Raw genomic sequence first — 24,370 nt, 5'->3', positions numbered from 1 at the left:
TGTTATGCCCCCTAATCTAAAGCAACCGCTAGTGCATCTGCCACGGTATTCACACCGATCAGTTGTATCCCGCGAGGATGTTTCCAGCCCTTTAAGCTTTTTTCTGGTAAAATAACACGCTTGAAGCCCAGCTTCGCGGCTTCCTTCACTCGTTGTTCTGCTCGTGATACGGCTCGAACTTCACCTGTGAGACCAATCTCGCCAAAGATGACGTCATCCGGCTTGGTCGGTACATCTCTCAAACTGGAGGCAATGCTGACCGCAACCGCCAAATCTACCGCGGGCTCATCCAGCCTTACTCCACCAGCCACGTTAAGATATGCATCCTGGGTTTGTAAAAACATGCCCATCCGTTTCTCCAGCACGGCAATGATCAGATTTAATCGATGCAAGTCTACTCCTGTTGCCATACGGCGGGGAGAAGGGAAATGGGTGGTCGAGATCAACGCCTGCAATTCCACGAGCAAAGGACGTGTGCCCTCCATGCTGGCAACTACCGTAGAACCCGCTACACCCAGTGGCCGTTCCGACAAAAAGAGTTCTGACGGGTTGCCCACCTCACGAAGTCCATCCTCGCCCATCTCAAAAATGCCAATCTCATTGGTTGAACCAAAACGGTTCTTCACCGCACGCAACAGTCGATACGTATGATGCCGTTCTCCTTCAAAATAAAGCACGCAATCCACCATATGTTCTAACATACGTGGACCGGCAATGGCACCTTCTTTGGTAACATGCCCCACAAGAACCGTTGCAATGCCTCTGCCTTTGGCAATCCGCATGAACCTAGACGTACATTCCCTTACCTGGGCTACACTACCCGGCGCACTGGTAACTTCGGGAAGATACACCGTCTGAATGGAGTCGATGACAAGAAAATGCGGCTGGATCTGATCCACCGCTTCCTCTACACGTTCCATATTGGTTTCACACAGCACATACAACTCGGCAGAGAGTGCCCCGAGACGATCCGCCCGCAATTTGGTTTGCTTGACTGATTCCTCACCAGAAACATATAACACACGTAGACCCGAATGCGTCAAAGCATGAGACGTCTGCAACATCAACGTTGATTTACCGATACCTGGGTCTCCACCCACCAGAACGAGTGAACCTGGAACGATTCCGCCACCCAATACCCGGTTCAACTCGCCGATTCCAGTCTGTACACGCGGTTCCTGACCGCTATCTATATCTATGATAGGAAGCGGTTTATCTTTACTGTCAAACAGAGGAGAATTTCTCCCTTGTGTTTTGACCACCGTCTCTGTTTCTTCCACCATTGAATTCCATGACTGACAACCCGGACACTTCCCGTACCACTTGGGGGCTTCATAGCCGCATTCCGTACATTGAAACTTGGTTTTAACTTTGGCCACTTCAGCACTCCTATAATTTAGTTTTATAACAGCATTTTGCATTATTCGACGAATTTTGCCCAAACTCCCTGACGTGCAGGGTCACTAAAAGTTTACCATTGTTTGAGATTTTTCGTAAAGGATTATCGCAAACTTTACACATGTTCCTGACATAATCATGTCCGTCTTCTGTCCAAAATGCAAAAAATCCTCCCCGGCCAAAGCCGAGAAGGATTAACAATCAATACAAGCTTGAGTTCATTCTCCATAGCTTGTTACATATTATTTGGTTTCGATTTCCTCGTTAGAAGGAACAATCACGTCTTTTTTCGTTACTGACAGTGCACCGTTCTCTTCGTCAATGAGTAGTGAATCCCCTTTGGTTACGTTGCCTGTAAGCAACTCTTCAGACAATTTGTCCTCGATATGCTTCTGGATTGCCCGACGAAGCGGACGCGCACCGTAGGCTGGATCGAAGCCTGCTTTGGCAAGGAATTCCTTGGCATTGTCGGTAAGTTCGAAGTCAACCTCATATTCACGCAGCCGTTTGCGAAGCTCCTCACTCATGAGCGTAACAATCTCTGCAATGTGTTTCTGTTCCAGAGAGTGGAATACGATAATTTCATCAATCCGGTTAAGGAACTCTGGACGGAAGGATTTCTTCAGCTCATCCATGACTTTACCCTTCATGTTATCATAATCCGCACCTGCATCCACAACTGCTGTGAAACCAAGTGTCGAGTTACGTTTGATCGCTTCAGCACCCACGTTGGATGTCAGGATAATCAGCGTATTCCGGAAGTCAACAACGCGACCTTTGGAATCGGTCAGACGACCATCCTCAAGCACTTGCAGCAAGATATTGAATACTTCCGGATGTGCTTTCTCGATTTCATCGAGCAGGACAACGGAATATGGTTTGCGACGAACTTTCTCTGTCAGCTGGCCACCTTCTTCATATCCAACATATCCTGGAGGCGCACCGACGAGTCGGGAAGTCGAATGCTTCTCACCATACTCGGACATATCAATACGGATTACTGCATTTTCATCACCAAACATCGCTTCAGCCAGAGCACGAGCAAGTTCTGTTTTACCTACCCCTGTAGGACCGAGGAAGATAAATGAACCCATCGGACGTTTTGGATCTTTAAGTCCTGCACGCGCACGACGAACCGCACGACTGACCGACTTCACAGCCTCATCCTGGCCGATGACACGTTCATGCAGAATGGATTCCAGATTCATCAGGCGCTGTGTCTCTTCTTCTTTCAGCTTGTTCACCGGAATTCCTGTCCAGTTGGCTACCACTTGTGCGATATCCTCAGGTGTTACTTCGGAATCCGTGCGACCTTGTTTTTCTTTCCATTGGTTCTTCGTTACATCCAGCTCTTCACGGATTTTTTGTTCCGTATCACGCAGAGCGGCTGCTTTTTCGAACTCCTGGCTTTGAACTGCAGCGTCTTTTTCCTTGCGGATATCTTCCAGACGGCTCTCCAGCTGTTTCAGGTTTGGTGGGATCGTGTAAGAGTTCAATCTTACTTTGGAACCCGCCTCGTCAATCAGGTCAATCGCTTTGTCTGGCAGGAAACGGTCTGTGATGTAACGGTCAGACAGCTTAACCGCCTGCACAATCGCTTCGTCCGTAATTTTCACGCGGTGATGCGCCTCATAACGGTCACGCAAGCCGTGCAAGATCTGAATCGCTTCTTCCGGAGAAGGCTGATCTACCGTAATCGGTTGGAAACGACGCTCAAGCGCTGCATCCTTCTCGATGTATTTGCGATATTCATCCAGTGTTGTTGCACCGATACATTGCAATTCTCCACGGGCCAGAGCCGGTTTCAAAATATTAGAAGCATCGATGGCACCTTCAGCTCCGCCTGCGCCAATCAAGGTATGCAATTCGTCGATAAACAGGACAATGTTACCTGCTTGGCGAATCTCATCCATGATTTTTTTCAGACGATCTTCGAACTCACCACGATATTTGGTTCCAGCAACTACTGAACCCATATCCAGGGTCATTACACGTTTGTCGCGCAATGTTTCGGGAATCTCATTGGCAATGATTTTTTGTGCAAGGCCTTCAGCAATCGCTGTTTTACCTACACCTGGCTCACCGATCAATACCGGGTTGTTCTTCGTACGACGGCTGAGTACCTGGATGACACGTTCAATTTCTTTGCTACGTCCAATAACCGGGTCAAGGTTATTCTCTCTGGCGTATGCCGTGAGGTCACGTGCCAGACTGTCCAGCGTTGGTGTGCTGACATTGGCAGGTGTTCCATTATGGCTGGATACAGCTTCACTGCTGCCAAGCAACTGTAACACTTGTTGACGTGCTTTGTTCAGGCTGATACCCAGGTTATTGAGCACACGTGCTGCAACACCCTCGCCTTCACGAATCAATCCGAGCAGGATATGCTCTGTGCCTACATAGGTATGGCCCAATTTACGAGCTTCATCCATAGACAACTCAATTACTTTTTTCGCACGTGGCGTATATGCAATGTTGGTAGGCTGCTCTTGGCCACGGCCAATCAGCGTTTCTACTTCATCCTGAATTTTTTCCAATCCGAGTCCCAGGCCGATCAGTGCTTTGGCTGCGATGCCTTCGCCTTCACGAATGAGGCCGAGCAAAATATGCTCAGTACCGATGTTATTATGACCGAGACGGACAGCTTCTTCCTGCGCGAGTGCGAGCACCTTTTGGGCCCGTTCCGTAAATCTTCCAAACATCATATCTCCTGCACCTCCATGGTTTTGGATAAAACGAGGGGTTTCAAAACATCCCCGTCGTATTCTTCATATCATTTTTGTTTGCAGCCGTGCTGCGAATAAAGTCATTCGGCATCGTACATGCCTTATTATATAAAAGCCGCAATGCGGCATGAAACCATAATTTAATACAATATCAGAGTAAGCTAGGACTGCTTCGCTGCATTGATCGTATCACGAATCAACTGAGCTCGATAGATGTCACGCTCATCTGTGCGCATATCTTCCCCGAATGTTTTCTGCAAAAATCCCGGCTGTGTCATCACATTCAACTCATTCATGACCGTGATCGACAGTCCATCCAACAAGCCGAGATCCACGCCAAGGCGTACATCCGATAAGCGCTGTGCTGCTTCCTTGGAATCAACAATAGCTGCATGAGACAATATGCCGTAAGAACGCATGACACGATCCGTAATTCGAAGTCTGGAGTCGGTAATTAACCGTTCTCTGGCTGTACGTTCATGACCAATCATCTGTAACACAACACCATGCAGGTTCTCGATGACTTCCTGTTCGGTCTGTCCCAGTGTAATCTGATTCGAGATCTGGAACAGGTTACCCATAGCTTCGCTGCCTTCACCGTATATGCCTCTTACAGTCAATCCCACTTGGGAAACTGCGGTTAAAATACGGCCAATCTGCTGCGTCATCACCAGGGCAGGCAGGTGCATCATGACAGATGCTCTGACACCTGTACCTACATTCGTAGGACAACTGGTTAAGTATCCTCTGCGATCATCAAAAGCATAATCCACGTGCGCTTCAAAAGCATCATCTATTGCGGAAGCTTTCTCCCAGGCTTCTTTCACCTGGAACCCCGGATAGAGGCACTGGATACGAAGATGATCCTCTTCATTAATCATAATACTGACAGACTCATCCTCACTGAGAATAACCGCACCATGTCTGGATTCATTCGCAAGACTTGGACTGATGAGATGTTTCTCCACCAGCACCCGTTTGTCGAGTTCGTCAATATCGATTAGATCCAAAGTATGAAAATCCCCAAAGGCATGAACATCGTCGTATTGAAGTACTTCGCTCAGCTTATTCAGTACCTCTTCCGATTGCTCATTGGAAGCCAGCATCGGAAACGGAACATGCTGAAGGTTGCGCGCAATCCGGACACGGCTGCTTATGACGATTTCGGAATCAGCCGCATCACTGCGCATCCAGTCGCTGAGCGCCTTCTCTGTAAAGCGCAGATTAGGCATTACGCATCCCTCCTACTCATGACAAACTTTACTCCTGAGCTATTCCTTTTTCAAGTTCTCGAATCTGGTCACGGATCTGAGCCGCCTCTTCAAATTCCTCTTGGGCGATGCTCTCTTGGAGCTCACGCTTCAAATCAGCAATTTGACGTTTCACCTTGATGCGACCACCAGCTCGTGCAGGTACTTTACCTACATGGGACGTACTACCATGAACCCGCTTGAACAAAGGGTCCAGACGGCTGTCAAAATATTTATAACATGAACTGCAGCCAAATCGGCCTATCTTACTGAATTGTGCGTACGTCATACCGCACTCTTCGCACTGAAGTGCCTTTGCAGGTGGTGTTCCTGCCGATCCACTTTTGCCGGCTGGATCAAAATCAAGTAACCCGGACAACAAGTTGTGAATGGAAAATCCACCTGCTGTTCCAGGAATCATTTCCCCTTTTTCACGGGCACATGACTCACAAATATGGAATTCCGTCTTCTCTCCATTTACGATCTTCGTAAAATGCAGTGTCGCCGGACGTTTATTGCATTCTTGGCACAGCATAATGATGTACCTCCTTTGACCCCGATAGTTTTCATTTACCGAGCAAAGATATTAGCATCGCCTTTAACATTCTGGCACGAATTTGATCCCGGTAAGGAAGTTTGACCAATATAACCTCTCTAGATACAGCAGCTCGCATCAACCCAGCTTCACGCTTGCTCAAGAAACGTGCTTCTTCCAATTGATAAATCAAACCTTCGGCAGCTGTCTGCCCGATCTCATCACCAATACTATGGTGCAAATGGTTATGCAGAGCTGATTGGGCTGGTAATTCAATGCGCTGTATGCGAACATAACCACCACCGCCGCGCTTACTCTCTACCAGGTATCCCTTCTCGAGGGTAAAACGTGTGCTGATGACATAATTGATCTGGGAAGGTACACATGAGAATTGATCTGCCAGATCATTACGCTGAATTTCAACCATTCCTTCGGGACTCTCATGCAAAATACTCTTCAGATATCGTTCGATAATATCAGAGATATTACGCATCCAATCATCCTCCACTGTCTGAAACGTTAAGTCAATAAGGACCCACACGCCCCCACAGAGTACACCTTCTCTACCCATTTAACCAATCAGGGAAACAGCGAATCTTGCTTCCACAGGAGTCAACAGGAGAGCGAAGGAAGCACGAAGGTCCTTTAATATTCCCTTGATCCTCCGATGAGATGAATCACGTATAGTGGCGATCATGCATCAGATTGTAGAAAGAAAGCTACTTAAGTATTAAACCTTTAGTTGACTTTGACTTTCTTTGACTTTATATACATTATAGCATATTTTGTGGGTTTGCCAAGTGGGGTCACTATTCATTTTTTACGATTTTACACGAAATATTCCCCAGACACAAAAAAACCTCTCCAAAATTGCTGGAGAAGTCCTTTTGTCTTTCAATTACGCCTTATTTGTATATAAGCTAATCCAGTTAAATCGAGTAGTGGAAGTAGTCATCAGAAGAAATCGAGTAAATAGGTTTCTCGTTCAGGAATCGCTTGTTCCAAAGCCTTGATAGCTGTGTTCGGTCCGTGAATTCTTCCCATTCGTGCCATTTCTGTTGGTCTGCGATATCCCATCAGCACCGCAGTAAGGGCTTGAATATCTACCTTAATAGTCTGATCATCAGTAACTGGCTCCGAAGTTTTCCATATGGATGCTGTTCCATTCATTGCTACGTTCAGTTGCCATACTCCTTCATTCCACGGAGCGTGGGTATCCTCTACCTGTAGAACAATCTGCACTGGTGAGTCCTGACTTGCAAATGGATATTGAGATATAAACTGCTCCACACTAACAATGCGCGCCATAAAATAAGGTACGATCTCCTGCTGAATCCGTGGATTATCCAATTGGAAGGCAAGCGTATCACTGGCAGGTGCCTGTAACGTAACTTCCTGGATCATGGAATCATGGTTAGCAATAAAGGTCCATAGTCCTTGCCTAGCCTCTTCATTTAGATAGATAATCTCTTTAATGGTAAACTTATTTTCCTTAACCTCATATAAAAGATAACCTTGTGCTGCGTTAGCTTCATCGTAATATACAGCCTTCTGGCTGCTTCCATTAACCAGAACTGAATTCTCCCACCTTGCATCGTCCCGAACCAGCGTTCCGTTATAGCGTTCAGCATAAGCACTGTATACTTCCTTTAATACACTGAGGCCCGGATCCCCACGCCGAATTGTTCCAGGTGTCGCTTTTTTCAGAGGCAAATGAGCTGTAGGTACTTTATACCGTTTAAATTCAACATACGTCTCCCATCCATACTTTCGATAGAAACCAAAAGAGAATGGATGCAAGAACGATATACTTTGTTTGTTTCGATTCATTTCTTCCAACGCATGCTTGAGCAGACCCGCTACCCAGCCTTTGCGTCTATACTCTGGCCAGGTGGCTACACCCGCAATACCGCCCATCTCGAACGATCTACCATGAATATAGGTTTGAAAAGGAATAATGTGAAGTTTGGCTCCTAACTGCCCGTCCTCATATACACCCCATATATCCTGTGACGAAAATTGACTCCGCCGTTTTTCTTTTTGTTCTTCACTCATTACTACTTGAAAAGCGTATTCGGAGAGTGCCATCGCCGGTTCAAAATCATCTACCGTCAATTTTTGAATTTCCATATCGTCCTACACCTCATTCACTAGAGTTGTTATCAATCCATGATGGCCTGATATCTGATATATGTACCCCTTTGAGTGTGTCAGAGGATTCCTATAAAGTCAAATAAGAGATGCTTGCGCATCCCTTAAAATAAACAAATAAAAACCACCACCGAATAACATCGGCAGTGGTTCTTCGCTTGGCGGCGTCCTACTCTCCCAGGACCCTGCGGTCCAAGTACCATCGGCGCTAGAGGGCTTAACGGTCGTGTTCGGGATGGGTACGTGTGGAACCCCTCCGCCATCGCCACCAAACGCGTAGCTTACATTTCAGAGTTCGTTCTCTGAAAACTAGATTCGAAACGAAAGATGCGAATTACAACTTGCATATTTGGATAAGCCCTCGACCGATTAGTACTGGTCAGCTCCATGCATTGCTGCACTTCCACCCCCAGCCTATCTACCTCGTCGTCTTCAAGGGGTCTTACATACTGGGAAATCTCATCTTGAGGGGGGCTTCACGCTTAGATGCTTTCAGCGTTTATCCCGTCCGTACATAGCTACCCAGCGGTGCTCCTGGCGGAACAACTGGTACACCAGCGGTACGTCCATCCCGGTCCTCTCGTACTAAGGACAGCTCCTCTCAAATTTCCTACGCCCACGACAGATAGGGACCGAACTGTCTCACGACGTTCTGAACCCAGCTCGCGTACCGCTTTAATGGGCGAACAGCCCAACCCTTGGGACCTACTTCAGCCCCAGGATGCGATGAGCCGACATCGAGGTGCCAAACCTCCCCGTCGATGTGGACTCTTGGGGGAGATAAGCCTGTTATCCCCAGGGTAGCTTTTATCCGTTGAGCGATGGCCCTTCCATGCGGTACCACCGGATCACTAAGCCCGACTTTCGTCCCTGCTCGACTTGTAGGTCTCGCAGTCAAGCTCCCTTATGCCTTTGCACTCTTCGAATGATTTCCAACCATTCTGAGGGAACCTTTGGGCGCCTCCGTTACTCTTTAGGAGGCGACCGCCCCAGTCAAACTGCCCACCTGACACTGTCCCCGCACCGGATTACGGTACCAGGTTAGAACCTAGATACGATCAGGGTGGTATCCCAACGTTGCCTCCACACAAGCTGGCGCTCATGTCTCTCAGGCTCCCACCTATCCTGTACAGATCGTACCCAAATTCAATATCAAGCTGCAGTAAAGCTCCATGGGGTCTTTCCGTCTTGTCGCGGGTAACCTGCATCTTCACAGGTATTAAAATTTCACCGGATCTCTCGTTGAGACAGCGCCCAAGTCGTTACGCCATTCGTGCGGGTCAGAATTTACCTGACAAGGAATTTCGCTACCTTAGGACCGTTATAGTTACGGCCGCCGTTTACTGGGGCTTCGGTTCACAGCTTCGGATTGCTCCTAACCACTCCCCTTAACCTTCCAGCACCGGGCAGGCGTCAGCCCGTATACTTCGCCTTACGGCTTCGCACAGACCTGTGTTTTTGCTAAACAGTCGCTTGGGCCTTTTCACTGCGGCCCCCTCGTGCTATTCACACTACCGGGGCACCCCTTCTCCCGAAGTTACGGGGTCATTTTGCCGAGTTCCTTAACGAGAGTTCTTCCGCGCGCCTTAGAATACTCTTCTCGCCTACCTGTGTCGGTTTGCGGTACGGGCACCTTCACCTGGCTAGAGGCTTTTCTTGGCAGTGTGAGATCATGACCTTCGCTACTACAATTTTCGCTCCCCATCACAGCTCAGCCTTAATGATGTGCGGATTTGCCTACACATCAGCCTCACTGCTTAGACGGACATCCATCAGTCCGCGTCACTACCCTACTGCGTCCCCCCATTGCTCATAACGGCTTACGGTGGTACAGGAATTTCGACCTGTTGTCCTTCGACTACGCCTTTCGGCCTCGCCTTAGGTCCCGACTTACCCTGAGCGGACGAGCCTTCCTCAGGAACCCTTAGGCTTTCGGCGGATCAGATTCTCACTGATCTTTTCGTTACTCATACCGGCATTCTCACTTGTATAATGTCCAGCGCTCCTTACGGTACACCTTCAACCCTTATACAACGCTCCCCTACCCCTGATGCAAGCATCAAGCCATAGCTTCGGTGGTGTGTTTAGCCCCGTTACATTTTCGGCGCAGAGTCACTCGACCAGTGAGCTATTACGCACTCTTTCAATGGTGGCTGCTTCTAAGCCAACATCCTGGTTGTCTGTGCAACTCCACATCCTTTCCCACTTAACACACACTTGGGGACCTTAGCTGATGGTCTGGGCTGTTTCCCTTTTGACAATGGATCTTAGCACTCACTGTCTGACTCCCGGAAGTAAGTCTATGGCATTCGGAGTTTGACTGAGCTTGGTAACCCTTGCGGGCCCCGCACCCAATCAGTGCTCTACCTCCACGACTCTGTTTTCCGAGGCTAGCCCTAAAGCTATTTCGGGGAGAACCAGCTATCTCCGAGTTCGATTGGAATTTCTCCGCTACCCCCACCTCATCCCCGCACTTTTCAACGTGCGTGGGTTCGGGCCTCCAGTGCGTGTTACCGCACCTTCACCCTGGACAGGGGTAGATCACCCGGTTTCGGGTCTACGTCCACGTACTATGTCGCCCTATTCAGACTCGCTTTCGCTGCGGCTCCGGCTCTTCACCTTAACCTTGCACGGGAACGTAACTCGCCGGTTCATTCTACAAAAGGCACGCCATCACCCCTAAAACGGGCTCTGACTTTTTGTAAGCACACGGTTTCAGGTTCTATTTCACTCCCCTTCCGGGGTGCTTTTCACCTTTCCCTCACGGTACTGCTTCACTATCGGTCGCTAGGAAGTATTTAGCCTTGGCAGATGGTCCTGCCGGATTCATACGGGGTTTCACGTGCCCCGCACTACTCGGGATCCGTCTCGGAGGGAACAGACTTTCAATTACAGGGCTTTTACCTTCTTTGGCGGGCCTTTCCAGACCTCTTCGCTTAACCGGTTCCTTTGTAACTCCATGTGAGACGTCCCACAACCCCAAAGAGCAAGCTCTCTGGTTTGGGCTTCTCCGCGTTCGCTCGCCGCTACTGACGGAATCACTATTGTTTTCTCTTCCTCAGGGTACTTAGATGTTTCAGTTCCCCTGGTATGCCTCTACACAACCTATGTATTCAGTTGTGAGTAACTGGAAATTACCCCAGCTTGGGTTTCCCCATTCGGACACCCCCGGATCAAAGCTTGCTTACAGCTCCCCGAGGCAGTTTCGTTGTTCGCCACGTCCTTCATCGGCTCCTAGCGCCTAGGCATCCTCCGTGTGCTCTTAGTAGCTTAACCAAATTGCTCCGGTTTCGATCGCTCGCTTCCCTTGTTTTGGACTGCGTCCAAAGCCAAAAGTCGCTCCCACTCGATACCATCGCAACAGCAATTAACTACCGTTTTTATTGAAACTTGTTATACACAAGTTCAGCTAAAAAAGGAATGTTCTAATTCGCATTTACTTTCGTTTCAATATCTAGTTTTCAAAGAACAAGCCAAATAGATGAAATTGTTTGGTGGAGCCAAGCGGGATCGAACCGCTGACCTCCTGCTTGCAAGGCAGGCGCTCTCCCAGCTGAGCTATGGCCCCTCAAATTCCATCAAAACTGAACAAATGGATAAGTAACTGTGTTGCTGTTGCAGGTTCTAAGAACCTGCATATTTGAATGTTTCCGCTCGGGAAACGATTCTCCATAGAAAGGAGGTGATCCAGCCGCACCTTCCGATACGGCTACCTTGTTACGACTTCACCCCAATCATCTATCCCACCTTCGGCGGCTGGCTCCTTGCGGTTACCCCACCGACTTCGGGTGTTATAAACTCTCGTGGTGTGACGGGCGGTGTGTACAAGACCCGGGAACGTATTCACCGCGGCATGCTGATCCGCGATTACTAGCAATTCCGACTTCATGCAGGCGAGTTGCAGCCTGCAATCCGAACTGAGACCGGCTTTTTAGGATTCGTTCCACCTCGCGGCTTCACAGCCCGTTGTACCGGCCATTGTAGTACGTGTGTAGCCCAGGTCATAAGGGGCATGATGATTTGACGTCATCCCCACCTTCCTCCGGTTTGTCACCGGCAGTCACCTTAGAGTGCCCATCCGAAATGCTGGCAACTAAGATCAAGGGTTGCGCTCGTTGCGGGACTTAACCCAACATCTCACGACACGAGCTGACGACAACCATGCACCACCTGTCTCCTCTGTCCCGAAGGAAAGGTACATCTCTGTACCGGTCAGAGGGATGTCAAGACCTGGTAAGGTTCTTCGCGTTGCTTCGAATTAAACCACATACTCCACTGCTTGTGCGGGTCCCCGTCAATTCCTTTGAGTTTCAGTCTTGCGACCGTACTCCCCAGGCGGAGTGCTTAATGTGTTAACTTCGGCACCAAGGGTATCGAAACCCCTAACACCTAGCACTCATCGTTTACGGCGTGGACTACCAGGGTATCTAATCCTGTTTGCTCCCCACGCTTTCGCGCCTCAGCGTCAGTTACAGCCCAGAGAGTCGCCTTCGCCACTGGTGTTCCTCCACATATCTACGCATTTCACCGCTACACGTGGAATTCCACTCTCCTCTTCTGCACTCAAGTCATCCAGTTTCCAGTGCGATCCGGGGTTGAGCCCCGGGATTAAACACCAGACTTAAATGACCGCCTGCGCGCGCTTTACGCCCAATAATTCCGGACAACGCTTGCCCCCTACGTATTACCGCGGCTGCTGGCACGTAGTTAGCCGGGGCTTTCTTCTCAGGTACCGTCACCTTGAGAGCAGTTACTCTCCCAAGCGTTCTTCCCTGGCAACAGAGCTTTACGATCCGAAAACCTTCATCACTCACGCGGCATTGCTCCGTCAGGCTTTCGCCCATTGCGGAAGATTCCCTACTGCTGCCTCCCGTAGGAGTCTGGGCCGTGTCTCAGTCCCAGTGTGGCCGATCACCCTCTCAGGTCGGCTACGCATCGTCGCCTTGGTGAGCCGTTACCCCACCAACTAGCTAATGCGCCGCAGGCCCATCCCCAAGTGACAGATTGCTCCGTCTTTCCAGTTTCCTTCAGGCGAAGGAAACAACTATTCGGTATTAGCTACCGTTTCCGGTAGTTGTCCCAAACTTGAGGGCAGGTTGCCTACGTGTTACTCACCCGTCCGCCGCTAAGCATCAAGAAAGCAAGCTTTCTATCAACTCCGCTCGACTTGCATGTATTAGGCATGCCGCCAGCGTTCGTCCTGAGCCAGGATCAAACTCTCCAATAAAGTATTGAAAAGAGCGATAAGCTCATTTTGAATCTGACGATTCATTGTGAATCAAAAGTTACTATCCATTTGTTCAGTTTTCAAGGAACTTGTATGTCCGTTTTTGTTGATGTTTGTCAACCGGACAGGAATCTTATCATATCATGTTAACTAACTTACTGTCAACACTTTGTTTTTGTCACCTTTCAAGTGATTATGACAATCATTCGTTTGAAGCGACAAGAAATAATATATCATGTCATGATTTATTTAGCAAGCATTTTTTATCAACCATCTATTATCATAAAATCTTCTTAAACGGCACCGTGCTTCCAACCTATATGCGACACATTAACACAATATCTGAAACAAAGATGGAGATTTTAGAAAGGCTGCTCTATATCTAATGAAACGATCATTTCTATATACATTGTATACTTCTATAACCACGAATAATAAGGATCTAAATAAAGATTAGCTAGAGCCCCAATCGGTATAACACCCTTGCCCTCCTGTTGGTTTGAAGAAAGTGATCCAAAAACTCTATAATAAGGTATATAGATATAGGGATAGGACAGGTAAGCAATTAAATGTAACTCTTCATGTGGTGTGGTTAATTCCTAAACATACGTTAACTGTCTCATACGAACTTTCAACTCAGATATCGCACTCCATTCACAACTGGCTATTACATAACCAATTTCTGAATAAACTCATTACTAAATCTATATGGGGTGATCACACTTGAAACAATGGCTGAAGAATAGACGCAAAGGTTACGGCAAAAAGTTGGTTTCCATCCATGCTTGGAATGCCTGGATTGTTGTAATCCTTGCTATATCAGGTCTTATGTTAGTTGGAGGCTTTTGGCGTGAGATCCTTGGAATCGGGCGTGTATGGTTAAAATGGCTGCATATCATCGTTGGGCTAGCTATGCTGGCACCCGTCGTATATTACTTGATTTTGGCCGTAAAGCACTGGAAACAGCTTCGTAATAGACCTTGGCAAAGGGTGAACACCGTCTTTGTTCTTGCGCTGCTGGTAGGATGGCTACTCTCAGGTATAGTATTATGGCAGTTCAAGCTGGCTGGACCCCGATGGTCGAATGCTGCACTCTTGATCCATGACCTGCTGACTTGGGTGGGCTTACCTTATATTATCTATCACTCAATAACTCGGACCAAATGGTTAAAGGACCCTGCACGTCGTGCGGTTAAAACCACTACAACTTCAACACGAGCTCAAATTGCAGCTGATCCATCTGATTCAATATTAGATGAAAAAGAAACTCCGGCTGCTATATCTTCTTCCCAGTTTGATCGTAATCCCGAGAGAGATTCTCTCAAACCAGAGCAGCGACCTCAACCTGTGTATACACGCCGAGCTTTCATCCGTTCTGCAGTGGGGGTTGGTCTTGCTGTCACACTCGGACCTACTTTTATATCCTGGGTAGGACGCAATCTCAAAATTGATAACAGTATCGACAGTATGCTGGAGAACGATCCTAACCGTATGGTTCCTTTGCCACAACCGCTGTCTGCATCTTCACCTCCCATTGGAGGCGGAGCTGAAGGTCATTTCCGCGTATATACGGTTACGCCCATACCGTCCTTCTCCAATGCTAACTGGTCTTTCCGTATTGATGGATTGGTTGAACGGGCACAGGTCTGGAACTGGGAACAGTTCGTGAAGCTCGCGCGTACCGTACAGGTTAGTGATTTCCACTGTGTAACAGGATGGTCTGTGTATAAAAATACCTGGGAAGGGATTTCACTTGCACAGCTTTTGAAGCAAGCCGGGGTCAAACCCGAGGCTCATAGTGTGAAGTTTTATTCCGGTGATGGTGTGTATACAGATGCGATTACAATGGATCAAGCACAAATGGAGGATATTATGGTGGCTGTCATGCATGATGGCAAACCCATCCCAGCTGATCTTGGCGGTCCGGTACGGCTCGTCATCCCTCAAATGTATGCATACAAATCAGTAAAATGGTTGAATCGCATTGAACTCATCGACAGTGAACATATTGGTTACTGGGAAGAGCGAGGATATGACAAGGATGCATGGCTTACAGGCGCATCTCAGCGCATCCCTAATAATATAACTGGATCATGATCGGTTCAGTTAAAATTGATTGATTGTTCATTCGTTGTATTAATCATTTCAATAACAGCAAAAGCCCCCGACCACGTATCCGTGTCTTCGGGGGCTTTCTTATAGAAACTCTTTTGTTCGTTTATCCTCTAACCCTGTGGGTTCAAAAGGCGTACAAGTTCGTCCTCATCCTCAATCGTTGGAATACCGAGATCATGAGCTTTGGTCAATTTGCTACCTGCCTTCTCTCCGGCAATCACCAGATCTGTCTTTTTCGATACACTACCAGTCACCTTCGCTCCGAGCGCTTCCAGTCTCTGCGTCGCCTCTTCCCGCGTCAATTGGTGCAGCGTTCCGGTCAGGACGACCGTTTTACCACTGAAGAAGGAATCTTCCACAACAACAACTTCTGACACCTCAGGTGCCTGAGCTTTCACACCCAAGTTGAGCATCTTCTCAATCGCAGCCTGGGTAAACGGATCTGCAAAGAAAGTTACGATACTCTCCGCCACAATACCACCAACGTCAGGTAATTCAACCAATTCTTCTACGGTTGCATTCATAATGGCGTGCAGATCTCGGTAATGATCCGCAAGCATACGTGTGGTGGATTTACCCGTGTTCGGAATACCCAGTGAGTATAAGAACGAAGCCAGATCACGATCCTTACTGAGCTCTAGCGCAGCGAGAAGGTTGTTCGCTTTCTTTTCGCCAAACCGTTCCAGCTTCACCAGATCATCAAACTGTAACGTATACAGGTCAGCAGGCTCACGCACGTTCAATTCATCGTACAGCTGAATCGCTGTTTTCTCACTGAATGTCTCAATGTCCATGGCATCACGGGAAGCAAAATGGGAAATACGCGCCACCGTCTGTGGTTTACATGCCAGTCTGTTGTTACAGAACAGGTGCGCTCCACGTTGCTCGAGCGGGAATCCACATGCTGGGCACTGCTCAGGGAAGACGATCTCCTCGCCATCACTTTCCTCAGTCACTTTACCCAAAATTTCTGGAATGACATCATTGGAGCGGCGAATAAAGACCCGAGTGCCCAGAGCGAACTTCAGATTTTTGCGCTCAATATCGCCAACATTGTTCAGGGTACAGTTCTGTACCGTTACCCCGGCAAGTTCAACCGGTTCTACGCGTGCCAGCGGAGTTACTTTGCCAGTACGTCCCACATTCCATACCACAGCATTAAGAACTGTCGTGGTCTCTTCTGCCTCGAATTTATATGCCACTGCCCAGCGAGGGAATTTATCGGTATAACCCAATACCTCGCGGGTACGCATGTCTGTAATTTTGATAACAGCTCCATCGATCAGATAGTCTAACTGACCCCGGTTCTCCTGAATCGCAGCCAATTGTTCCATCACATCATCAAACTCATGGAAATAAGTAATCGATGGATTCACCTTGAAACGGTTCTCACGCAAAAAATCCATCATCTGCTGATGATTGGCGAACTGAATGTCATCCGAATAACCTACGTTATAGAAATAAGCATTCAGTCTACGCTCAGCCGTCGCCTTTGGATTCAGGTTACGCAGTGCTCCCGCTGCTGCATTCCGCGCATTCTTGAGCGGTTCTGCCGCTGTCTCGTTGTATCGCTCCAGGACAGACAGGTTCATGATACCTTCACCCTGTACTTCAATTGTGCCGCTTGTGTAAGGGATTTTGAGCGGAACCGATCTGATCGTTCTTACTTGAGCCAAAATACCTTCGCCTACTGTACCGTTCCCTCGTGTAGAGGCTTGCACCAACTCACCGTTGGTGTACGTCAGGTTCAGCGTCAATCCGTCAAACTTCAACTCAATGACATAACCTGGTTCCGGTAAAGGCGTATCGGGATTTTTACTGTTATAATCATTAATCAGTTTCAGTACACGGGTATTCCAGCTGCGCAGCTGCTCAATATTTTGCGCTTTGTCCAGACTCCATAATGGGGATAAATGGCGATGTGGGGTAAATCCCTTGAGCAGTTCACCACCCACACGCTGTGTTGGAGAATCAGGCAGAACCATGCCGCTTTCCTGTTCCAGCGTAACCAGTTCGTCGTACAGAAGATCATACTCCTTATCGCTGATCTGTGGCTGATCCATCGTGTAGTACTGATAATTATGCTGGTTCAGCTCGGTAACGAGTTGCTCCATCCGGTGCATCGGGTCCATACAGGGCCATCCCTCCGTTAATTTGATCTATATATGTAGAACGAACACTCCTATTGCACTTGAACAACGATAACAGAATAACTTTTCAATCACTGGTGTCACTATATAATTTCAATTCATGATTACCCACACTGACACTCCGATAACAGAACAACTTTCCGATCGCTGTTATCCCCAGATTTCTTTTAATTCATGTTAAAAGGTAGAAATCAGGGGATAAAGGCGAACGCGTAGCTTCTACAAGTTATTTCTGTTCTCTCCGTTTTCGTGCAAAAGGAGGTTTCGTTCTTATTCTACTTTGGTAATCGGGGCAAAACCGGCAAGCAAACGTTTCACGCCAACCGGAGCCGGGAATGCAATCTGCAGTTCGGTGTCATTCCCTGTCCCTTTGACTGCAACAATCGTGCCTGTCCCCCATTTGCCATGCTGCACTTTGTCTCCTGCCTTAAACCCAGCTTCACCATTCGAAGCTGCCGGCTTGGAAGCAGATGATGGCGTAGAGTATGTCGGGCGGGAAGTACTTGTAGTCACACGCGAAGTTGGCGTGGATGAGGTAGCAGATGAACCACTCTTGCTTTGGTGATCAAAGAGCTTGGTACCACCACCGAAGTTACTTCCTCCACTAGAACCTAGTCCACGTCCACCATATGAGCCGCCTCCGCTACTGCCACGACGGTAACGATCACGAGCCATGGAGGTGTCTTCCTTCAGCTCATCCGGAATTTCGTCCAGGAAGCGGGAAGGTGGATTTGCGGTGGTGCGTCCAAACAAGGTACGCATCTGGGCACACGACAGGAAAAGTTGCTCTTCCGCACGGGTGATCCCTACATATGCAAGTCGGCGTTCTTCTTCCAGCTCTTCATTATCCATAAAAGCACGGCTGTGCGGGAAGACTCCTTCCTCCATACCCACGATAAAGACAACCGGGAACTCCAGACCTTTGGCACTGTGCATGGTCATCAGGGTAACCGCATCGCTCTGATCCTCTTCATCATCGTTCATGCTGTCGATGTCCGCAATCAATGCAAGATCGGTGAGGAACGATACGAGCGTTTTGTCTTCATTATTTTTCTCAAATTCCATGGTTACCGACAGGAACTCATCAATGTTCTCGAGCCGTGCACGAGATTCGAGTGTATTTTCATTTTGCATCTCAAGACGATATTGACTCATCTCAAGGATCTTCTCGGTTAATTCAGTTACAGACAGATATTCTACCATCTGATGCAACGCAGCAATCATGTCATAGAACTCCACCAACGCATTACGCGTACGTCCAGCAAAACCAAGATCATCCACAACCTGTAGCACGCGGAAAATGGAAATTCCACGCTCTCCTGCCGCAGCCGCCAGCTTCGCTACTGTTGTATCCCCGATGCTGCGTTTCGGTACATTAATGATCCGAGTAAGACTGATATCATCGTCGGGGTTGGATAACAGGCGCAGGTACGCCAGAATGTCCTTGATCTCTTTACGATCATAGAACTTGATGCCGCCAACAATCTGATACGGAATATCAGACTTGATCAGAATTTCCTCTATAACCCGGGACTGGGCATTGGTACGGTACAAAATGGCATGGTTTTGATAGGATTTGCCGTTCTTCACATTTTTACTAATCTCGGAGGTTACAAAATACCCCTCATCATGTTCGGAATCCGCACGGTACACCTTGATCTTCGAACCACCCTCTTTGTCCGTCCACAGTTTCTTCGGTTTACGCCCTGTATTCAGGCCGATCACTTCATTCGCTGCGTTCAGGATATTGGATGTAGAACGATAGTTCTGTTCCAGCAAAATCGTATTTGCTTCTGGGTAGTCTTTCTCAAAGTTCAGGATATTGCTGATATCGGCCCCGCGCCAGCGATAGATCGACTGGTCACTATCCCCTACAACACAGATGCGGTGGTGACTGTCAGCAAGCATGCGGCACAGCATGTACTGTGCACGGTTCGTATCCTGATACTCGTCCACGTGAATGTACTGGAATTTCTTTTGATAAAAGTCGAGGACTTCCGGTACTTCCTTGAACAGTTGAATCGTCTGCATAATAAGATCATCGAAATCGAGTGAGTTGTTGGCTCTTAACCGTTTCTGATACATCTTATATATTTTGGCTACAATACCCTCGAAATAGTCTCCTGCCTGCTTCTCATATTGCTCCGGACTGATCAGTTCATTCTTGGCCGTACTCATCATCGATTGAACTGCTTTGGGTTCAAATTTCTTGGTATCAATATTCTGGTCTTTCATACAGCTGCGAATAACAGATAATTGGTCCGATGAGTCCAGAATACTGAAGTTGGAGGTAAAGCCAATACGTTCAATATCACGTCGCAAAATACGCACGCACATGGAGTGGAACGTGGATACCCAAATGTCACGGCCCTGGGAGCCACCAACCAGTTGGGAAACCCGATCCTGCATCTCACGAGCGGCTTTATTCGTAAAGGTAATCGCTAAAATGCCCCACGGAGGTGCTTTCCGTGTTGCAATGAGATAGGCAATCCGGTGTGTCAGCACCCGGGTCTTGCCGGAGCCCGCTCCGGCCATAATCAGCAGCGGGCCATCCGTCGCCTCGACGGCTTGCCGTTGAGGGGTGTTAAGCCGTGCAACGGCATCATGTATATTTACAGGTTGCATGCATGCATGCTCCTTTCGTTGGTTGGTCTATAGAGCAAAATTAATAGGTTACACTCGCCACTCCGATGACAGAATAATCCTCCGATCGCTGTTATTCCCGGATTTTTCGATCTACTTTTTCAAAGGTGAAAATCCGGTAATAAAGGCGAACGCTCCGCTTCTCCAGCTTATTTCTGTCCTCTGCGTTCTCGTGTAAAAATTAGTTTAGCTTATATTTAAGGGTAGTAAAAAAAAAAGAGAAAACTTCGTTTTTGTGTAAACATAGTTCCTTTATACGAATTTCCTACTCGTGTAAACGACATTACGCTCATATAACTTCTTAAACTTAGTAAGGGCAAAGTTCTATTTTAACAGATCATAAGGGGAAAATGGGGGAATGGTAAACTAAACCGATTAAATGGTTCCTTTTACAGCCAGCACCGTCTCAAGTGCCTTATTCAAATCGCTGTACACAATGTTGCCTACCACGATGGTATCTGCAACCTGAGCAGCTTGCGCGGCTTTCTCCGGATCATCAATTCCGCCGCCGTAGATGAGATGTGCCCGCTCCAATTGTCCGTGTGTCTCACCAACAAGCTCCATATCTCCGAACGTTCCGCTGTACTCCATGTATACAATAGGAAGATGGAGCAGACGTTCCGCAGCCTGGGCATATGCCACCGCAGCTCCTGTCGTCAAATCCGTATCCGCACCCGTCAACCGCGCTACCGTGGAGTTTGCATTAAGCACAATATAACCCTCGGCAATCAACAGATCCCATGGGATCAGATAACCGTAACGCTCTATAGCCTTCTGGTGGTGCCCAATCATCCATTTGCTGTCCGTTGCATTCAGCACCATCGGGATCAGATATCCGTCAAACCCGGGAACAACAGCCTCCAGATCGGATACTTCAAGCACACAGGGCAGCTCATAGCGACGCACACGGGACATCAGGTCTACCGTGTTATCATAAGTAATTCCTGAAGATCCACCGACGATAATTGCATCGGTCCCCGACATGCAGACCTGATCAAGTTCTTCGTCCGTAATCTCCCGGTCCGGGTCAAGCTTAAATACATGTCTCCACTGCTTAATCATGTCTATCAACGAACATTCCTCCAGAGGTTCTTCTGCATCCTAGAAAGCTTGTAAACTAAGTCTAAGTCAGCAGACAGTGAGTGTCAATGTTCGTATAAAAAGGGGAACAGAAAATCACAGACATTTCCCTGTTCTGGTATGGAAAAGCCTGTGATTTGGATTTTGTAATGATTGTAATTACGACATTTTACGGTTTCCAGGCAAACCGTGTATTCATCTCATCCAGTTCCTGCTCCGTCAGCACGTCCGAGTAAACCCCATACACACCCCACTTCTCATAGTTAGCCACCTGTTCAGTGTCATTGATGGTGTGCACGTAAGTAACTGAGCCTGCACTATTAAGCTTGGCGACAAAATTCTGGTTTACTTTATATTCCGGCATGGTCACGGCATCAATATCATTTTTTTGCACAAAATCAACAACCTGATCTTCTGTATCCTGTGTGGCGTATAACGTATAGATAATGGAAGGGAATGCATAGACTTCTTTCACCGTTTCAAGCATGGGTTCGTTGTAGATCTGTACAACCACGCGATCAAGCACGGAGGGATCATGTTCTTTGGCAGCATCCACGAGGGATCTTAACACCTGCTGTATATCTTCATCCTTCTGTTCTTTGGTATCGGTTACGATATACATATCCGGGTATTTAGCCAGTACATCTATAATGCCGTCGGCATCCATGGGTTGGTACATACCCAGAATAGGCGTATTCATGAACTCATCATGTGTCAGCGCCCCGGCTTGTTTTTCCTCGGGAAGCTCTTGGTCCTGTCCTAGCATTTTGCTCATATTAGCGGTCCACTCATGTCTGGCTACGGCTTTGCGATCCGAGGTCAGCATAAAGTCGATCTCAAAAACACGTGTGCCTTTCTCGTAATTGGCAATCATCGCTTCATAGGCGTTGGTATATGGTTGATCCCGAATGCTGCCCATCGCATGGGCAATTAATCTATAAGCGGTAAATCCGTCCCGTTGTTCCTCACTCTCGCTTTCATAGGCGAAAAAGAGTGTTCCTACGGTAACGATCAGTAGTATTAACACGGCGGCAATGCGTTTCATATCACATTCACATCCTCAGTACCTTTTTGTTAGCTAACTACCCGAATTGAGGAGATGTAAAACAAAATAGCCGCTTGAAGGCGGCTGTTAAATAGAGGATATATTTTAGATAAATAGCGGACCATCAACATGCTCAGTCCTTTTGCTGTACACTCAACTCATTCAAAAATGCAATCAGCGCCTCACGCCAGTGTCTCAGAGGTTGCAGACCGTTCGTTCGAATCGCCAAATGATCCATGACCGAGTATGCAGGACGAGGGGCAGGACGCGGAAACTGTTCAGTTGCGCATGGTGTAAGTTCGGCTGTAGGCTCGAATACACTCTGCTTACTGGCTTCTTCTCTTATTACCTTTGCAAACTCGTACCATGTGCAAGTTCCTGAATTGGAAGCATGATAGATGCCATACTTTTCACTTACGGAAAGGAGATGGATGAATCGGGCAAGATCCACCGTATAGGTAGGTGAACCTTGTTGGTCATGAACCACTTGAAGTTGTGGACGCTTCACCATAAGTTCCAGCATGGTTTTGACAAAATTACTGCCATGCACGCCAAACACCCATGATGTTCGAATGATAAACCATTGCGTACACAAACTTTGAACCAGCCGTTCCCCGGCAAGCTTCGACTTGCCATAAACACTCTGTGGATTCGTTACATCGAACTCCTGGTATGGTGTGCTCCCGCTCCCATCGAATACATAATCGGTACTGATATATACCAGCTTTGCTTTCACACTCTCGGCGGCAACTGCAATATTTCTAGTACCTGATGCATTGATTGCGAATGCTGTATCCTCATCTGCCTCAGCCTGATCGACAGCCGTAAAAGCAGCGCAATGAATAATGATGTGCGGTCGGAACGTTGTAATTATATCTGTGCACTGCTGTTGATCGGTAATATCCATCTGCTTCTTGTCACAGGCCAATACCTGATGACCCTCTGCTTCGAAGGTCTTCACCACATCATAACCCAGCTGTCCGGCTGCGCCAGTCACCATAACTCTATAATTCATTTGGATGAATCACCCATCCGTTTACCGTACTGAAGCTGAACATAGTCCTGATATGTGCCTGATTGAATTCTCGTCCACCAGTCTTGATGCTTCAGATACCATTGGATCGTCTCCTTGATCCCTGTCTCAAAATTGTGGGCGGGTTGCCAGCCAAGCTCTGTACGTATCTTGGTAGGATCTATACCGTAACGTCGGTCATGTCCCAACCGATCTTGTACATATTGTATCAAACTCGCTGGCTTACCCAGTTGCTCCAATACGCTCTCCACAATGTATATATTAGTACGTTCATTATTACCACCAATGTTGTACACTTCTCCAGATTGTCCATTATGAATTACCAGATCAATCGCGCTACAGTGATCCTCGACATAAAGCCAGTCACGAATATTGAGCCCGTCACCATATACCGGAATGGCTTCATCATTCAATGCCCGGGATATAATCAGCGGAATCAGTTTCTCCGGGAATTGAAAAGGCCCATAGTTATTGGAGCAACGTGTAATATTTACGGGAAGTCCAAATGTTTCATGATAGGCTCTTACAAGCAGGTCCCCGCCAGCTTTACTTGCAGAGTAAGGACTGTTTGGCATCAAAGGTGTATTTTCAGTAAATAAACCTGTTGGACCTAGTGATCCATATACCTCATCCGTCGATACCTGAACAAATTTGGTGACTTGATATTTCTTTGCCGCATCCAGCAGAACCTGAGTACCCATCACATTGGTACGTACAAAGATATCCGGGGACAGAATACTTCGATCCACATGAGACTCGGCAGCGAAATTCACAACCACATCGATGCCTTGGGAAAAAACAGTTTCCATCTGCTGTACATCTGCAATATCTGCTTGGATGAAGGTATATCGGGGATTGGACTCTACCGTATGCAAGTTCTCCAAGTTCCCCGCATACGTTAATGCATCCACATTGATAATCTCATAACTCGGATGTTCACGAAGCATATATAGCACAAAGTTGCTGCCGATAAATCCGGCCCCACCCGTAACCAGTAGTTTCATGCTGTCACTCTCC

Annotated in this window: 13 protein-coding genes, 1 tRNA gene and 3 rRNA genes; 1 reads left to right on the top strand and 16 read right to left on the bottom strand. The window is 47.7% G+C overall.

Annotation, left to right across the window (positions count from 1 at the left end):
- Window positions 1–11: 11 nt before the first annotated feature.
- The 10 genes from radA to ACX9NY_RS27105 all read right to left on the bottom strand — a co-directional run bounded on the left by radA (window position 12) and on the right by ACX9NY_RS27105 (window position 13,287).
- Window positions 12–1,379, bottom strand: coding sequence for a DNA repair protein RadA (radA, locus tag ACX9NY_RS27150; RefSeq protein ID WP_036671578.1), 1,368 nt, complete (start codon window positions 1,377–1,379; stop codon window positions 12–14).
- Between the two features lie 261 nt (window positions 1,380–1,640).
- Window positions 1,641–4,103: an ATP-dependent Clp protease ATP-binding subunit gene (locus ACX9NY_RS27145; protein WP_339238032.1), complete on the bottom strand. Its 2,463-nt coding sequence runs from the start codon at window positions 4,101–4,103 to the stop codon at window positions 1,641–1,643.
- Between the two features lie 182 nt (window positions 4,104–4,285).
- Entirely contained in the window at window positions 4,286–5,356 is a 1,071-nt protein-coding gene (locus ACX9NY_RS27140) for a protein arginine kinase (protein WP_339238034.1), read from the bottom strand.
- A gap of 28 nt (window positions 5,357–5,384) precedes the next feature.
- Window positions 5,385–5,909 carry a UvrB/UvrC motif-containing protein gene (locus ACX9NY_RS27135; protein ID WP_339238036.1) on the bottom strand — a complete coding sequence of 175 codons (525 nt, stop codon included), beginning with the start codon at window positions 5,907–5,909 and terminating at the stop codon, window positions 5,385–5,387.
- Between the two features lie 31 nt (window positions 5,910–5,940).
- The gene (locus ACX9NY_RS27130; protein ID WP_062836165.1) at window positions 5,941–6,402 is read right to left on the bottom strand and encodes a CtsR family transcriptional regulator; all 462 of its coding nucleotides are present in this window, start codon (window positions 6,400–6,402) and stop codon (window positions 5,941–5,943) included.
- Window positions 6,403–6,863: 461 nt separating this feature from the next.
- On the bottom strand, window positions 6,864–8,039 hold the full coding sequence (locus ACX9NY_RS27125; protein ID WP_472476166.1) for a GNAT family N-acetyltransferase: 1,176 nt from the start codon (window positions 8,037–8,039) through the stop codon (window positions 6,864–6,866).
- Window positions 8,040–8,216: 177 nt separating this feature from the next.
- A 5S ribosomal RNA gene (gene rrf / locus ACX9NY_RS27120) occupies window positions 8,217–8,333 on the bottom strand.
- Between the two features lie 76 nt (window positions 8,334–8,409).
- Window positions 8,410–11,336, bottom strand: a 23S ribosomal RNA gene (locus ACX9NY_RS27115).
- A gap of 216 nt (window positions 11,337–11,552) precedes the next feature.
- Window positions 11,553–11,628: transfer RNA gene (locus tag ACX9NY_RS27110), tRNA-Ala, on the bottom strand.
- A 107-nt stretch (window positions 11,629–11,735) separates the two neighbouring features.
- Window positions 11,736–13,287, bottom strand: a 16S ribosomal RNA gene (locus ACX9NY_RS27105).
- Together the 16S, 23S and 5S rRNA genes with 1 tRNA gene alongside form the textbook arrangement of a ribosomal RNA operon.
- A gap of 723 nt (window positions 13,288–14,010) precedes the next feature.
- Here ACX9NY_RS27105 and ACX9NY_RS27100 point away from each other — a divergent pair.
- A complete protein-coding gene (locus ACX9NY_RS27100) occupies window positions 14,011–15,384 on the top strand; it encodes a molybdopterin-dependent oxidoreductase (RefSeq protein ID WP_472476164.1) in 1,374 nt (457 codons plus the stop codon).
- Window positions 15,385–15,512: 128 nt separating this feature from the next.
- On the opposite strand, the gene ligA is transcribed toward ACX9NY_RS27100, so the two are convergent.
- The 6 genes from ligA to rfbB form a co-directional block, all read right to left on the bottom strand.
- Window positions 15,513–17,534 carry an NAD-dependent DNA ligase LigA gene (ligA, locus tag ACX9NY_RS27095; RefSeq protein WP_342571144.1) on the bottom strand — a complete coding sequence of 674 codons (2,022 nt, stop codon included), beginning with the start codon at window positions 17,532–17,534 and terminating at the stop codon, window positions 15,513–15,515.
- 288 nt (window positions 17,535–17,822) lie between these two features.
- Window positions 17,823–20,177: a DNA helicase PcrA gene (gene pcrA, locus ACX9NY_RS27090; RefSeq protein ID WP_339238044.1), complete on the bottom strand. Its 2,355-nt coding sequence runs from the start codon at window positions 20,175–20,177 to the stop codon at window positions 17,823–17,825.
- Between the two features lie 393 nt (window positions 20,178–20,570).
- Window positions 20,571–21,257, bottom strand: coding sequence for a heptaprenylglyceryl phosphate synthase (pcrB, locus tag ACX9NY_RS27085; protein ID WP_446723795.1), 687 nt, complete (start codon window positions 21,255–21,257; stop codon window positions 20,571–20,573).
- Window positions 21,258–21,444: 187 nt separating this feature from the next.
- Window positions 21,445–22,320: a phosphatidylinositol-specific phospholipase C/glycerophosphodiester phosphodiesterase family protein gene (locus ACX9NY_RS27080; protein ID WP_339238048.1), complete on the bottom strand. Its 876-nt coding sequence runs from the start codon at window positions 22,318–22,320 to the stop codon at window positions 21,445–21,447.
- Window positions 22,321–22,453: 133 nt separating this feature from the next.
- Window positions 22,454–23,335: a dTDP-4-dehydrorhamnose reductase gene (gene rfbD / locus ACX9NY_RS27075; RefSeq protein ID WP_472476161.1), complete on the bottom strand. Its 882-nt coding sequence runs from the start codon at window positions 23,333–23,335 to the stop codon at window positions 22,454–22,456.
- Window positions 23,332–24,357 (bottom strand): dTDP-glucose 4,6-dehydratase, encoded by a 1,026-nt coding sequence (gene rfbB / locus ACX9NY_RS27070; protein ID WP_339238052.1) that lies wholly within the window; start codon window positions 24,355–24,357, stop codon window positions 23,332–23,334. Before rfbB ends, rfbD begins: the two co-directional genes overlap by 4 nt.
- Window positions 24,358–24,370: the final 13 nt, after the last annotated feature.

This window comes from Paenibacillus sp. CB74 (genome assembly GCF_055687625.1).
This window is presented reverse-complemented; position numbering and strand designations above follow the sequence as displayed.